The sequence below is a fragment of the Micrococcus antarcticus genome (assembly GCF_044872765.1).
In the GTDB taxonomy this organism is placed as follows: Bacteria; Actinomycetota; Actinomycetes; order Actinomycetales; family Micrococcaceae; genus Micrococcus.
Genome location: NZ_CP085253.1, coordinates 1642129 through 1655887 on the forward strand (window position 1 = coordinate 1642129; position 13759 = coordinate 1655887).

Consider the following 13759-nt stretch of genomic DNA (forward strand, 5'->3'; position numbering starts at 1 on the left):
CGCGGGGCGCCGCCTCGGGCTCAGCCGTGGATGCCGTACTCCTTGAGCATCCTCTTGGCCTCCTTGGTGCCAGCCTGCTGCAGCTGGAGCAGCTGGGCGTAGATGCCTCCGCTGCGCGAGAGCTCCGCGGGCGTCCCGATCTCCTCCACGCGACCGGCGCGCAGCGTGACGATCCGGTCCACGGAGGCGATCGTGCTCAGGCGGTGCGCCACGATCAGGCTCGTCCGGCCCACCATGAGCTCCTCGAGCGCGGCCTGCACGAGGCGCTCGGAACGGGTGTCGAGGGCGGACGTGGCCTCGTCCAGCACCAGGATCGGCGCGTCCTTGAGCACCGCCCGCGCCACCGCGATGCGCTGCTTCTGCCCGCCGGAGAGCCGTAGGCCGCGCTCGCCGATGATCTGCTCGTAGCCGTGGTCGAAGCCCTCCACGAACGAGTCCGCGTACGCCGCCTTCGCCGCGGCGCGCACCCGCTCGTCGGTGGCGTCCGGGTCGGCGTAGGCGATGTTCTCCCGCACGGTCCCGGAGAACAGGAACGGCTCCTGGAACACGGTGGCGATCGAGCCGCGCACCGCGGCCAGGTCCAGCCCCGCGACGTCGTTCCCGAACACCTCGATCCGCCCGTCTCCCACGGGATAGAGCCCCATGAGCAGGTTCGTGATCGTGGACTTGCCGCCGCCGGACTCCCCCACGAATGCGATCTTCTCGCCCACGCCCGCCTCGAAGGTGACGCGGTCGAGCACGGGGCGGGCGGCGTCGTCGTCGTAGGCGAACGTCACGTCCGTGAAGCGGACGGCGGGGACGTCCGCGGGAAGCGGCACTGTCTCGCCCTCGACGACGTCGGCGCGCGCCTCCGCCGGCCCGTTCGGGACAGCACGCACCTCCCCCGCCTCGAGCGCCCGTCCGCCCGCGCGCTCCCGCTCCTCCTCGAGCACGGCGAAGTAGTCCTTCGACCCGGCCACGGCGCGCTGCGCGGAGTCCACGAGGTAGCTCATGGAGAAGATCGGCTGGCGGGCCATGTTCATCAGCTGCAGGAGGATCACCATGTCCCCCACCGAGAACAGCCCCTGCGCCGTCCGCACGAACACGATGAGGTACATCAGCCCGAAGACCACGTTCATGGCGAGCCGGCGCCACGCATCCATGCCGTGCCAGAACCGGGACTGCGTGCGGGTGAGCCCCACGGTCTTGGTGAACCGCTCGCGGAACCCGGCGAGCTCGTGCTCCTGCCGGTTGTAGGCGCGCACCACGGCCATCTGGGAGACCACCTCGGCGAAGCGTCCCGAGGCGACGTCCACCTCGGTGTTCTTCTCCCCCTCCCACACCTGCCACTTCGTCGAGGTCTTGGCGGTGAGCCACATGTACACGGGGAACACCACGGCCAGCAGGACCGCGAGGGGCCACCAGTAGAACCCCGTGATCACCAGGACCGCGGCGGTGGTGATGAGCATGGTGAACGCGTTGTTCGCGAAGAACTGCAGGAACTGGGTGAGCTCCGTGATGGAGCGGTTCAGCCGGTTGGTGATGCGGCCGGTGAGCGCGGTGTCGAAGTACCGCTGCGGCAGGTGCAGCAGGTGCTCGAAGTACCGCGTGGAGAGGACGGTTCGCATGCGCGCGGCCATCACGTCTCCCCAGTAGCCGCCCACGCTCACCACCGCGGTGGCGGCCACCTCGACGGCGAGGAACGCGACCGCCAGCCAGGTCACCGCGGTGACGGCCTCGGCCACACCGGTCCGCCCGGCCACGGCGTCCACGATCCGGTCCGTGGCCGCGCCGATGAGGAACGGGGTGGCGAGGCTGAGCAGCGCGGCCAGCACGGAGCTGACGGCGATGCCGAGGTAGAGCGGGTTCAGCTGGGGCGCGAAGCGCAGGATGCGCAGCAGGGAGGTCACCGGGCCAGGCTAGTGGCCGGGGCGGGCATCGGCGCGGGCCGGTCGGCCCGCGCCGACGTCAGAACGGGGGCGTGGCGGCGACGGCGGCCAGCACGGGGTGCAGCAGCGGGGCCACGCCGTGCCCGCCCGGTGCGGCCGGGGCGGCGGGGTCCATCCAGTGCAGCTCGACGATCTCGTCCGTCGGCTCGGGGACCTCGTGCCGGGCGACGGGCCGCCACAGCGCGAACACCTCCGAGTGCAGGGCGGCACCGGGCTCGTTGGCGGCGGCGGTGTCCCACGCGCCCAGGCGGGTCAGCTCGTCCGGGCGCAGGCACAGCCCGGTCTCCTCGGCCACCTCGCGGACGGCGGTGACCACGGGGGCCTCGCCGGGCAGGTGCTTGCCACCGGGGAACATGAACATGGCGGTGCCAGCCTTGCGGACGGTCAGCACGCGACGGTCCGGGCGGGCCAGCACGACGGCGGAGACGCGGATGACCTCCACGGCCGCGACGGTCGGCGTGCGGGCGGAGTCGGAGGGGGAAGGACTCATGCCCCCATCATCCTCCCCGGGCGGCTCAGAGGAGCGTGAGCCCCACCTTCACGGCGATTCCCAGCATGAGCACGCCCACCACGGCGTCCACGATCCGCCACGTCCGCGCCGAGTCCATGGACGGGGCGAGCTTCGTGCCGCCCCAGCCGAGCGCGGTGAACCAGACCAGCGAGGCCGCCACCGCGCCGCCCACGTACGTCCACTTCGCCGCCCCGAACGTCTGCGCGAAGGTGCCCATCATGACCACGGTGTCGAGGATGGCGTGCGGGTTCACCAGGGAGACGGACAGCGCCAGCAGGATGATCCGCGGCAGCGGCGTCTGCGGGCGGTCCAGCGCCACGCGGCGCGGCTGCACGCGCTGCCGCACCGCCACCGAACCGCCGCCCGAGGGGGCGCCGAAGCCGGGCGCGGCGTCGTCGTGACGCCCGACGCCGGCCCCGGCCGGCTCGCGATCGGCCAGGCGGCCGGTGGCCGGGTCGATCAGCGGCAGCTCGCCGGTGAGGACCGCGAGGTCGATGCGGTCGGGGCCGTGCCCGGTCCCCTCGACGTCCGCGGCCGCGGTGGTGAGGGTCCGGTCCCCGCGCCAGGCGGAGCGCAGCGCGCCCGCGGCGAAACCGAGGAGGTAGACCACGCCGGCCACGGTCAGCACGGGCACGAGCCACGGCCAGCGCTCGGCCACCACGCCCACGCCGCCGGCGCCGAGCACGAGCAGCGCCACATCGGCCACGAAGCACACGGTCAAGACGGTCCACACGCGGTCGCGTCGGACGATCTGGCGCAACAGGAACAGGGTCTGCGCGCCGATGGCGACGATGAGGGCGAGGTAGGTCAGGAATCCGGTGGCGAAGATGGTCACCGAGCGAGGATAGGAGCCGTCCCGCGTCCGTGCCATCGCGATCTTCTTCAAGATCTGAAGACATCCTTCATGACCACCCCTACCCTGGACCGCATGAACTCCGACCACCTGCGCGCCCTCGTCGCGGCCGTCGACCACGGCACCTTCGACGCCGCCGCGGACACCCTGCGGATCTCCGGCTCGGCCTTCTCGCAGCGGATCAAGGCCCTGGAGCGGCAGGTGGGCCAGGTGCTCCTGGCCCGCACCGTCCCCGTCCGGCCGACCGCGGCCGGAGAGCGCCTGCTCCGTCTCGCCCGGCAGGCCCTCGCGCTCGAGGACGAGGCGCTCGCCGCGCTCGGCCACGGCGACGGAGGCCGCGTGCCGCTGCGCGTGGCCCTCAACGCGGACTCACTCGACACGTGGTGGGAGCCCGTGCTGCGCGAGGCGGCGACGTGGGACGACGTCGTCCTGCAGATGCAGTCCGAGGACCAGGAGCACACCGCCGTCCTGCTGCGGGACGGCGCGGTGGTGGCCGCGGTGACGGACGACCCCACGCCCGTGGCGGGATGCACCTCCACCCCGCTGGGCACGATGCGCTATCACGCGGTGTGCGCGTCCTTCCTGCTGGAGCTGCACCGCGACGCGCGAGGCCGGGTCGACTTCGGCACGCTGCCGATCGTGGACTACGGCCCCCGCGACGGCCTGCAGCACACGGTGCTGCGCCGCGTCACCCGCGGCCGGCCCGTGGCCGACCCGCCGACCCACCTCGTACCCTCCGTGCACTCCTATCTGCGGGCGGTGGAGCTCGGGCTGGGCTGGGGCATGCTCCCCTCGGTGCAGATCCCGCCGGGCGTGCTCGAGGGCCGGCACCCCGATCTCGAGCCGATCCCGGCCCTCGGCGCGGTCGACGTGCACCTGCACTGGCAGCGCTGGACGGCCGGGACCGCAGCCCTGGACCGGCTCACCGACGCGGTGCTTCGCGCCGCGCCCTCGGCGGGGGACACGGCGGACTGAGGGGCGGAGTCGAGACCCGCCCGGACGCACCGCGACCCCCGCCTCAGGGGCGGGGGTCGCAGTCGCGGGCCGCTCGGGGCGGCCGGGGTCGGGTCAGCGGGCGTCGCCGGTGCCCGGGCGGCGGGTGTCCGCGCCCTCGGCGCGCACGTCGCCGGCGCGGTCGTCCACGCGGTGCACGTCATGGTCGCGGTGCGCGCCGCCCACGTGGTGGTCGCGGCGCACGGGCTCGGCGTGCACCTCACGATTGCGGCGGCCGGCCAGGCCCGCCAGGCCCAGCAGGCCGGCCAGGCCCCACAGGCCCCAGTTGCCGTTGTCGTCCTTCTCCTCCTCCTGGGGGGCGGGCGACTGCGAGGCCGGGGCCGTGGTGGCGGTCTCGGTGGCCGGGGCCGTGGTCTGCGCGACGGCGGCGGGGGCGCCGAGGCCGGCGACGACGGCGGCGCCGAGGGTCAGGGCGGTAGCGGTGCGGCGGATGTCAGTCATGTTCGTGCTCCTCTCACCGGCGGCCTGCGCCGACCGGCGTCGGGGTGGATCGGCCGGAAGTCCCGGACGACCCTGTCGGTCATACACAAGCACCGTACGCACAGGGGGGTGGGGGTCCGTCCACGGTTGCCGACCCGGGGTCAGGGCCGGCCAGCCCGGGCGGAACCGCGGCAGGAGCCCGCAGCCCCCGGCCCGGCGCGCCCCGGGGCGCAGGGCACGACGACGTCGAAGCGCGTCCACCCGCCCTCGGACGCCACGGTCACGTCCCCGCCATGGCTGCGCGCGATCGAGCGCACGATGGCCAGACCCAGACCCGTGGACGGCTCCGTGCCCAGGGTGTCCGTCCGGCCCTTCCCGGGGCCGCGGACGAAGCGGTGGAAGAGGGTGGCGTGTCGGTCGGCCGGGATGCCGCCGCCGTCGTCGTGGACGCTGACGAGCATGAAGCCGGGCCGGGGCCGGTCCTGCCGCACGGAGGCCGTGACGGTGGTCCCGACGGGGGTGTGCTTGGCCGCGTTGGAGAGCAGGTTGCCGACCACGCGGGCCAGCTGAGACCGGTCGCCGGTGACGGACCGCTGGGCGCCCGGCTCCGCCCCCTCGGGCAGGTCCACCACCCACGTGTAGTCCGGCCACGCAGCGCGGGCGTCCATCACGCCCTCGAGGACCACCTCGGACAGGTCCACCTGTTCGGCCAGCGCCACCTCCCCGGAGGGCTCCAGGCCCATGGCCCGGCCGCGCGAGACGGATTCGAGCCGTTCGAGCAGGAGCATGTCGTCCACGAGGGCCGCCATCCGGTCGGCCTGGAACAGCACCCGGCCGAGCGACCGTCGGCCGGTCGCGGAGAGCTCCTCCGTCATCGCGATCATCTCGGCGTAGCCGCGCACCGAGGCGAGCGGCGTGCGCAGCTCGTGGGAGGCGTCCGCCATGAACCGGCGCATCTGCTGCTCCTGCACGCGGCGCTGCTCCAGGGCCGCCTCGACCGAGCCGGTGAACCGGTCGAGCGCCTGGGCGACGACGGCCACCTCGTCCGGCCCCTGCAGGAGCCGAGGCGGCATGCGTGAGTCCTCCGGGTCGAGCCCGGCGCGGGCCATGTCCACCTGGGCGACCCGCTCGGCGACGGCGGCGACCTCGCTGAGCGGGGCCAGGCCCCGACGCAGCCACAGGTTCACCAGGATCGCGGTGGTGAGGACGGTGACGGACAGTCCGACGGCGACCGCGACCAGCGCCTGGCGCGCGATGTCGGACATGGCGCCCGTCGGCGCCCCCACCACGAGCACCTGGTCTGCGGCCACCCAGGAGCCCGGCGCGGTCAGGGTCTGGGCCTGGACGCGATAGGAGACGTCGCCGACGACGGCGTCCAGCATCGGCCCGCCCGGCCGGTCCGGGACGGCGTGCAGGAGGTCGTGGGCCTCCCGCGCCGTGAGCGGCACGGACTGCCCGGCGTCACCGACCCGGTGCCCGGTGAGGGTGTCCTGCTGATGCGCCTCCAGACCGGAGAGCGGGACGAGCGCGACCACCGTGCCCTCGGGCTGGCCGAGGGTGCCCGGCGCGCGGAGGTACCCCTCCCCGGGGCCGGCGTCGCCCCCTCCGCCCGGCGAGGGGGCCGTCAGCTGCTCCGAGGCGCGGATCCATGCTTCGGAGGCGTCCCGGGAGGCGGATTCGGCCAGCAGGGCCTTCGTGATGCCGGCCGCGAAGAACGAGTAGGCCAGGATGGTGGCCACCAGGATCAGAAGGACGCCGGCGCCGATGCGTCGGGCCAGCGATGTGGGCCGCGTGCGGCGGGTGCTGCCGTGCCCCGACGGGACCGCGGCGGTCTCAGGCAGGCCGGATGACATACCCGGCGCCGCGGATGGTGTGGATCATCGGATCCCGGTCCGCGTCGATCTTCTTCCGCAGGTAGGAGATGTACAGCTCGACGATGTTCGCGCGGCCGCCGAAGTCGTAACCCCAGACGTCCTGCAGGATGCGCTCCTTGGAGAGCACCGTGCGGACGTTGGCCATGAGGAACTTCAGCAGGTTGTACTGCGTGGCCGTCAGTTCGATCTCCTCGCCGCCGCGGGTTACCTCGTGGGTGCGGGTGTTCATCACCAGGTCGCCGACCGCGAGCACCTCGGAGCCGCCCGAGACCACGCCGGAACGCTGCACGAGCCGGTGCGCGCGGATGAGCACCTCCTCCATGGAGAAGGGCTTGGTCACGTAGTCGTCGCCGCCGGCGGCCAGGCCCGCCACGCGGTCCTCCGTCGCGTCCTTGGCGGTGAGGAACATGGCGGGCATCTCCGACCAGTGGGCGCGCAGGCGCTCCAGGACGTCCAGGCCGTCCATGTCCGGCAGCATGACGTCCAGGATCGCCAGGTCCGGCCGGCCGGCGGCGCCCAGCTCGACGGCGGTCGCGCCGTCGTGGGCCACGATCACCTCCCAGCCGCACAGGGTGAAGCCCATGGAGAGCAGGTCGGCGATCATCGGCTCGTCGTCCACGACGAGCACCCGCACCGGCGCTCCGTCCGGGTGCGAGAGCTCGGGCAGGACCTTCTTCAGCTCTGCCATGGATGACGAGCCGGTGGTGCTCTGGATGGGGCTCACAAGGTTCCTCTACGTTCGGGAGACGGTTCACGGTGCCCACGCGGACGTCGCGGGCTGCGGGGACGAGCGCCTCACGACGGAGGGGCGACGCCGTTCCGGGGGATGGCGGACGGGCGGCGACCGAGGGTCGGGGGGATGCGCGGGTCCCCCTCGAAGGAGCCCCATGCTACGCGGATCAGCTGGCTCGGCCGACAGTCTTCTCAGAAAGCGGACATCAGTGTGACTCATCACAGCCCTGACACATCTGGCGGTGCCACCGGGGCCGCCCTGCGCTGAGGCCGCGGCGCGTGGCGCGCGTCAGTCGACCGGCTTCATGGCCCAGTGCGTGGCCAGGGTGCCGAACATGCGGGTCTCGTGGCCGATGTTCACGAAGCCGGCCCCGGCGAAGAGGTCCGCGACCTCGTCTGGCGTGTGGAACGCCTTCGTCGAGGAGGACAGGTACGCGTAGGCCTCGGGCCGGTCGGCGATCAGCTTCGCGAGCTGCGGCATCACCCGGTGGATGTAGAAGGAGGAGAACGGCTTGAGCACGTTGTCCGGCGCCGGCGACGTCTCGAGGGCCGCGACCCAGCCGCCGGGGCGCAGCACGCGGAACTGCTCGGCGAGGGTCGCCGGGATGTCCGCGACGTTGCGCAGCAGGTAGCCGTGGGTCACGGCGTCGAACGAGTCGGCCTCGAACGGCAGGTCGGTCGCGTCCGCGACGACCCACTCGATGCGGTCCCCGCCCGCGCGGGCACGGCCGACCTCCATCATCTCGGCGGCGATGTCGGCGCCCACCACCTGCGCGTCGGGGTGCTGCCTGAGCACCTCGAACGCGAGGTCGCCGGTGCCGGTGGCCAGGTCGAGCACGCGGGCCTGCGCGGGGATGTTGGCCCGCGCCACCGTGTGGCGCACCAGACGCGGCTCCTGACCCCATGTCATGACAGCGTTCATCAGGTCGTAGCGGCTGGCGATGGCGTCGAACATCGCGGAGACCCGGTCGTGGTGGTCGGCGGCGCCGCGCTGGGCGTCGCCACGCGGGGCGGGGAGGGGGTTCTGGCTCACCAGGCCACCGTATCCCGCCCACCTCCCCCGACGACGCCCCTCACCGGGATTGCACAGAAGCGTTAGGTAGACCTAACCTTCCGGAGTTACCTCACGTCGATGTTCGCTAATGCTGGCCCGGCAGGGCCGACGCATCCTCCGACCGCAGACCCGACCCCCTCCGCCCGGCGCCCGCGCGTCGCGACCGTGAAAGGCCACCACCATGGCATCGTCCCCCCTGTCCCGCCGCTCCCTCCTCGCCGGCGGGGGAGTCGGCCTCACCCTCCTGCTCGCCGCGTGCTCCACCGGCCCGGCGGGAGGCTCCGCCTCGTCCGCGTCGGCCGGTGCGTCGTCGTCGGACCCCGCGGGCGGGGACGCCGCGTTCCCGCGCAGCATCGAGCACGTCTACGGCACCACCGAGATCCCGCAGCGCCCGACCCGCGTGGCCACCGTGTCCTGGGTGAACCAGGACGTGGCCCTCGCCCTCGGGGTGGTGCCGGTGGGCATGGCCGCCGTGGAGTTCGGCGGGAACGCGGAGAAGTCCACCGACTGGTTCGACGCGAAGCTCGCCGAGACCGAGGGCGCCCAGAAGCCCGTGCAGTGGTCCGAGGCCTCCGGCATCGACGCCGAGGCGATCGCCGCCGTGAAGCCGGACGTCATCCTCGCCGTCTACTCCGGCATCACGCAGGAGGACTACGACCGCCTCTCGAAGATCGCCCCCACCGTGGCCTACCCGAAGGACGTCCCCGCCTACGGCACCTCGTGGCAGCAGTCCACGGAGGTCATCGGCCGCGTGCTCGGCAAGGAGCAGGAGGCGGAGGAGCTCATCGCGGACCTCGAGCAGCAGATCAAGGACGCCGGCGAGAAGCACGCGGACCTCCAGGGCGCCTCCTTCGTCTACGGCACCATCGACCCCGCCGCCGCGGACCAGATCAGCATCTACACGGACGTGGACAACCGCCCGAAGTTCCTCGAGCTGCTCGGCATGGAGCAGGCGCCGGTGGTGACGGAGAACTCCCCCAAGGACCAGGCGTTCTTCTTCACGTGGTCGCCCGAGCGCGCGGACGAGCTGGAGGCGGACGTCTTCGTCTCCTGGGCCGCCCAGGACTCGGTCCGCGAGGCCATCGAGTCCGACCCCCTGCTGGGCTCGATCCCCGCGGTGAAGGCCGGCGCCCTCGTCCTGCAGACGGACGAGCAGGAGGTCCTCTCCGTCTCCGCGATCTCCCCGCTGTCCATCCCCTTCGCGCTCGAGAAGGTCGTCCCGCCGATCGCCGAGGCCGCGAAGACCGCGCAGGGCTGATCCCACCCCATGCCGTCCACGGCCCTCTCCTCCCCGGCCCGCGCCCGCGCGGGCGTGCTGATGGGCGCCCTGCCCGCGGCGCTGCTGCTGGCGGCGCTCGTGGCCGGCGTCGCCCTCGGCGCGCGCACCGTGCCGGCGACGACGGCGCTCGACACCCTGGGCGCGGTCCTCACCGGGCACCCCGTGCCGGAGGGCATCGAGGCGGCGGCCGTGGCCTCCCGCGTGCCCCGCGTGGTGACGGGGGCGCTCGTGGGGGCGGCGCTGGCCGTGGCCGGCGTCGCCCTCCAGGGGGCCACCCGCAACCCGCTCGGCGACCCGGGGCTGCTCGGGCTCTCCGCCGGCGCGGGGCTGGCCGTGGCGGCGGGCATGGCGCTCGGCGTCGCCGGCTCCACGTTCGGGGTGCTGGCGCTGGCCGCCGTCGGGACGCTGGTCGCGGCGGCGCTCGGCTACGCGGTGGCCGCGGCCGCCACGCGGGGGGGCCGGACGCCCGGCGCCCCCTCCCCCATGGCGCTCGTGCTGGCCGGCGCCGCGCTCACCGCCGGCGCCACCGCCGGCACCACGGCGCTGCTCGTGCTCTCCCCCACGGTCCAGGACCGCCTGCGGTTCTGGGCCGTGGGCACGGTGGCCCGCGCCGACCTCGGCGAGGCGCTCGCCCTGGCGCCCGTGATCGCCGTCGGGCTGCTGGCCGCCGTCGTGGTGGCCCCCGGGCTCGACGCCCTCGCCCTCGGCGACGACCTCGCGCACGGCCTGGGCGGGCGCCCGGAGCGGGTGCGCGCGGTGCTGCTGGGCGCGGTCGTGCTGCTCACGGCCGCGGCGGTGGCGCTGGCCGGGCCGGTCGGGTTCGTGGGGCTGCTCGTGCCCCACGCGCTGCGCCGTCTGCGGCCGCCGAGCACGCGGGCCCTGATGGTCGGCTGCGCCCTGTGGGGCGCCGTCCTCGTGATCCTCGCGGACCTCGCCGGCCGGCTCGTGGTGGCGCCCGGGGAGATCCACCTCGGGGTGACCACCGTCCTGCTCGGCGTGCCCGTGCTGCTGGCGCTGCTGCGCCGCCCGGGGGTGGCCGCATGAGCCTCCAGCGCACCGCCTCGGACGACGTCGTCGCCCGCCTGCGCCGCTCCGACCGGCGCCGCCTCGGATGGGCCTGTGCGGGCCTCGCCGTGGCCGTGCTGGTCCTCGCCCTGCTGCGCGTGGTGTGGGGCACGTACCAGGTGACCGTCCCGGACCTCGTGCGGATCCTGGCCGGGGAGACGATCCCGGGAGCGAGCTTCATCGTGCTGGAGGAGAAGCTGCCCCGCGCCGTGGCCGCGGTGCTCACCGGCGCCGCCCTGGGCGCGGCCGGCGCGCTCTACCGGCGCACCCTGCGCAACCCCCTGGCCTCGCCGGACATCCTGGGCGTCACCCAGGGCGCCGCGGCGGCGGTCGTGCTGGGGATGCTGGCGACCGCCGGGCAGACCGGTGGCGGATCGGACCTGACGCGCGCCGCCACGGCACTGATCGGCGGCCTCGCGGCGGTGGTCGCCGTGTTCGCCACGGCCCGCTCGGTGGGTGGCGAACGGTTCGTGGTGGCCGGCATCGCGGTGGCGGCGGCGGGCCAGGCCGTGGTGGCCGGGGCCATGCTCTCGCTGGCCCAGCACGACCTGCAGTCGGCCACCGTCTGGATCGCCGGCTCGCTCAACGGGGTCACGTGGGGCCGCATCGCGCTGCTCGCGGGCGTGCTCGTGGCCGCCCTGCCGCTGGCGGGGGTGCTCCACGCGCGGCTGGCCCCCGCCGACGTCGGCCCGGACCTCGCGCACGCCCTCGGCGCCCGACCGCGCCCCACCTCGGCCGCGGCGCTGGGGCTCGGCGCGGTGCTGGCCGCCGTGGCGACCGCCGTCGTGGGGCCGCTGGCGTTCGTGGCGCTGCTGGCCACCCCGGTGGCGCGCGGGCTCACCCGCGGCCTGCCCTCCCTGCCCGCGGCGGCGCTCACGGGCGCCGCGCTCGTGCTGCTCGCGGACCTCGTGGCCGGCGAGGCCGTCCCCCTGCTCACCGGCGCCGCCCTGCCCACCGGTGTGCTCACCGGCGCCGCCGGCGCCCCGCTCATGCTCTGGCTGCTGCTGCGCCAGGGCCGGACCCCAGGAGGCGTGCGCCCCGCATGACCGCTCCCCCGCTCACCGTCCCGTCCCCCGCCGCACCGCGCGCCGGGGCCGCTAACGACGTCGCGATCCGCCTGCGCGGCCTGACGCTCGGCTACGGCCCGGCTTCGGCGCCGCCGATCGTCGAGGACCTCGACCTGGACGTGCCCGCCGGGCGCGTCACCGCGATCATCGGCGCCAACGGCTGCGGCAAGTCCACGCTGCTGCGCGGCCTGACCCGCCAGCTCGCCCCGCGCGCCGGGAGCATCGAGGTGCTCGGCCGGGACGCCGCCCGCGTGTCCGCGCGCGACTACGCCCGCACCGTGGCGCTGCTGCCCCAGCATCCCGTGGCGCCCGAGGGCATGACGGTGGCGCAGCTCGTGGCGCGCGGCCGTCACCCGCACCGCGGGCTCCTGGGCGGCCGGGCCGCCGGCGACGACGCCGCGATCGCCTCGGCGCTCGAGCGCACCGACCTCGTGGAGCTCGCCGAGCGCGAGGCCGGCACGCTCTCCGGCGGGCAGCGGCAGCGGGCGTGGCTCGCCCTCGTGCTCGCCCAGCAGACCCCGGTGGTGCTCCTCGACGAGCCCACGAGCTACCTCGACCTCAGCCATCAGGTGGAGGTGCTCGACCTGGTGCGCGCGCTCCCGGACCCGCGCGGCGGGGGCCGAGCGACCGTCGTCGCGGTGCTGCACGAGCTGAACCTGGCGGCGCGCAGTGCGGACCACATCGTGGCGATGGCCGCGGGCCGGGTGGTGGCGCAGGGCACGCCGGGCGAGGTGATCGTGCCGGAGGTGCTGGCCGAGGTGTTCGGCCTGGACGCGGACGTGGTGGCCGACCCGCTGCTGGGCCACCCCGTGGTGCTGCCGCGCGGGGACGGGGACCGCCGATGAGCGCCGACGGCATGTTCGTGGCGCACACGCGCGTGGTGTCCGTGGAGCAGCCGTGCCGCGGGTTCCGGCGGATCGTGCTGGCGGGCCCGGACCTGGAGGCCGCCAGCGGGGACCTGCTGGGACTGCTGCCGCCCGGCGTCGCCGACCTGCACGCCCTGTACCGGGGCGCGCGGCCGCGCCGGGACGCCTATGTGAAGCTGCTGATCCCCCCGCCGGGCGGGACGTCGGCGGACCCGGACCTGTCCGCCGGGTTCCGCGCCGGGTTCCTGGCCATCCCGGAGGAGGGGCGCGGCTGGATGCGCACGTACACGGTGCGCTCGGCCGGGCTCGTGCGGCTCGACGGGCGGCAGGTGCCCTCGCTGACCGTGGACGTGGTGCTGCACGGCGACCCGGACGACTCCGCCGACCCGCATCAGGGGCCGGGCCTGCGCTGGGCGCGCGCCGTCCAGGCGGGGGACGCGGTGAACGTGCTGGTGCCCTCGGCGGAGGCGCCGGCGTGGTCCGGCTGGCGGCAGACGGGGGCGCACCGTGTGCTGGCCGTGGGCGACGAGACCGCCGTCCCCGCCCTGGTGTCCGTGGCGGAGGAGCTCGCGGACCCGTTCGGCGGGTTCGACGGCGAGGCGGACCTCGTGCTCGAGCTGCCCCATGACGGGCAGGCCGCCGACCTCATCGCCGAGCGCCTGGCCGTCCCCGAACCGTGGGACTGGCGGGCCGTGACGGAGCTGGCGGACCGGGGCCGCGTGCGCCTGCACGTGGGCCGCCGGGCGCCGGGGGCGCCGTCGGGGTCCTGGGCGCACGCCCGCCTCGCCGCCCTGCTGGGCGTGGACCCCGACGACGCCGGCGGGCCGGTCGCGCCGCCCGCGGCCTCCCCCGAGCGCGAGTGGACCGTCGCCGCCCTCGAGGCCGACGAACGGCCCGAGGCCTACGTATTCCTCGCCGGGGAGTCCGCGATGGTGCGCGCCCTGCGCTGGCTCAGCGTGGGCCCCGGCGGGGTGCCGAAGAAGCACGTCTCCTTCATGGGCTACTGGCGGGAGGGCCAGGCGGAGAGCTGAATCCTTGCCGCGGCCGCACCCGCCAGGCCTAGCGTGGGCTCCAGACCCATCCGATGCAGGAACGA

13 protein-coding genes are annotated in these 13759 nt (G+C 74.9%); 6 read left to right on the plus strand and 7 right to left on the minus strand.

Going from position 1 to position 13759, the window contains the following annotated elements; genetic code table 11:
- Positions 1-20: 20 nt before the first annotated feature.
- The 3 genes from LG274_RS07670 to LG274_RS07680 are packed head-to-tail and all read right to left on the minus strand — an operon-like array spanning position 21 to position 3274.
- A complete protein-coding gene (locus LG274_RS07670) occupies positions 21-1889 on the minus strand; it encodes an ABC transporter ATP-binding protein (RefSeq protein ID WP_404463748.1) in 1869 nt (622 codons plus the stop codon).
- A gap of 58 nt (positions 1890-1947) precedes the next feature.
- The gene (locus tag LG274_RS07675) at positions 1948-2418 is read right to left on the minus strand and encodes an NUDIX domain-containing protein (RefSeq protein ID WP_298714325.1); all 471 of its coding nucleotides are present in this window, start codon (positions 2416-2418) and stop codon (positions 1948-1950) included.
- Between the two features lie 25 nt (positions 2419-2443).
- On the minus strand, positions 2444-3274 hold the full coding sequence (locus LG274_RS07680; RefSeq protein ID WP_404463750.1) for a LysE/ArgO family amino acid transporter: 831 nt from the start codon (positions 3272-3274) through the stop codon (positions 2444-2446).
- A gap of 69 nt (positions 3275-3343) precedes the next feature.
- Between LG274_RS07680 and LG274_RS07685 the strand changes: the two genes are divergently transcribed.
- A complete protein-coding gene (locus tag LG274_RS07685) occupies positions 3344-4267 on the plus strand; it encodes an ArgP/LysG family DNA-binding transcriptional regulator (protein ID WP_298714331.1) in 924 nt (307 codons plus the stop codon).
- A 93-nt stretch (positions 4268-4360) separates the two neighbouring features.
- Here the strand turns inward: LG274_RS07685 and LG274_RS07690 are convergent, their stop codons facing one another.
- The 4 genes from LG274_RS07690 to LG274_RS07705 form a co-directional block, all read right to left on the minus strand.
- Positions 4361-4747 carry a WGxxGxxG family protein gene (locus LG274_RS07690; protein WP_404463752.1) on the minus strand — a complete coding sequence of 129 codons (387 nt, stop codon included), beginning with the start codon at positions 4745-4747 and terminating at the stop codon, positions 4361-4363.
- Between the two features lie 140 nt (positions 4748-4887).
- Positions 4888-6579, minus strand: coding sequence for an ATP-binding protein (locus LG274_RS07695; protein ID WP_404463754.1), 1692 nt, complete (start codon positions 6577-6579; stop codon positions 4888-4890).
- Entirely contained in the window at positions 6560-7288 is a 729-nt protein-coding gene (locus tag LG274_RS07700; RefSeq protein WP_298714340.1) for a response regulator transcription factor, read from the minus strand. The genes LG274_RS07695 and LG274_RS07700 overlap by 20 nt, the downstream gene beginning before the upstream one ends.
- A 333-nt stretch (positions 7289-7621) precedes the next feature.
- Complete coding sequence (locus LG274_RS07705) at positions 7622-8365, minus strand: ubiquinone/menaquinone biosynthesis methyltransferase (RefSeq protein ID WP_404463757.1); 744 nt, start codon at positions 8363-8365, stop codon at positions 7622-7624.
- Positions 8366-8567: 202 nt separating this feature from the next.
- Between LG274_RS07705 and LG274_RS07710 the strand changes: the two genes are divergently transcribed.
- Genes LG274_RS07710 through LG274_RS07730 form a run of 5 tightly spaced genes read left to right on the plus strand, consistent with a single transcriptional unit; the run spans position 8568 to position 13694 of the window.
- Positions 8568-9644, plus strand: a complete 1077-nt coding sequence (locus tag LG274_RS07710) for an iron-siderophore ABC transporter substrate-binding protein (RefSeq protein ID WP_404463759.1) — start codon at positions 8568-8570, stop codon at positions 9642-9644.
- A gap of 9 nt (positions 9645-9653) precedes the next feature.
- Positions 9654-10709, plus strand: coding sequence for a FecCD family ABC transporter permease (locus LG274_RS07715; protein ID WP_404463761.1), 1056 nt, complete (start codon positions 9654-9656; stop codon positions 10707-10709).
- Positions 10706-11776: an iron chelate uptake ABC transporter family permease subunit gene (locus LG274_RS07720; RefSeq protein ID WP_298714351.1), complete on the plus strand. Its 1071-nt coding sequence runs from the start codon at positions 10706-10708 to the stop codon at positions 11774-11776. Before LG274_RS07715 ends, LG274_RS07720 begins: the two co-directional genes overlap by 4 nt.
- A complete protein-coding gene (locus tag LG274_RS07725; RefSeq protein ID WP_298714354.1) occupies positions 11773-12642 on the plus strand; it encodes an ABC transporter ATP-binding protein in 870 nt (289 codons plus the stop codon). The genes LG274_RS07720 and LG274_RS07725 overlap by 4 nt, the downstream gene beginning before the upstream one ends.
- Positions 12639-13694: a siderophore-interacting protein gene (locus LG274_RS07730; RefSeq protein WP_404463764.1), complete on the plus strand. Its 1056-nt coding sequence runs from the start codon at positions 12639-12641 to the stop codon at positions 13692-13694. Before LG274_RS07725 ends, LG274_RS07730 begins: the two co-directional genes overlap by 4 nt.
- The last annotated feature ends 65 nt before the right edge of the window (positions 13695-13759 follow it).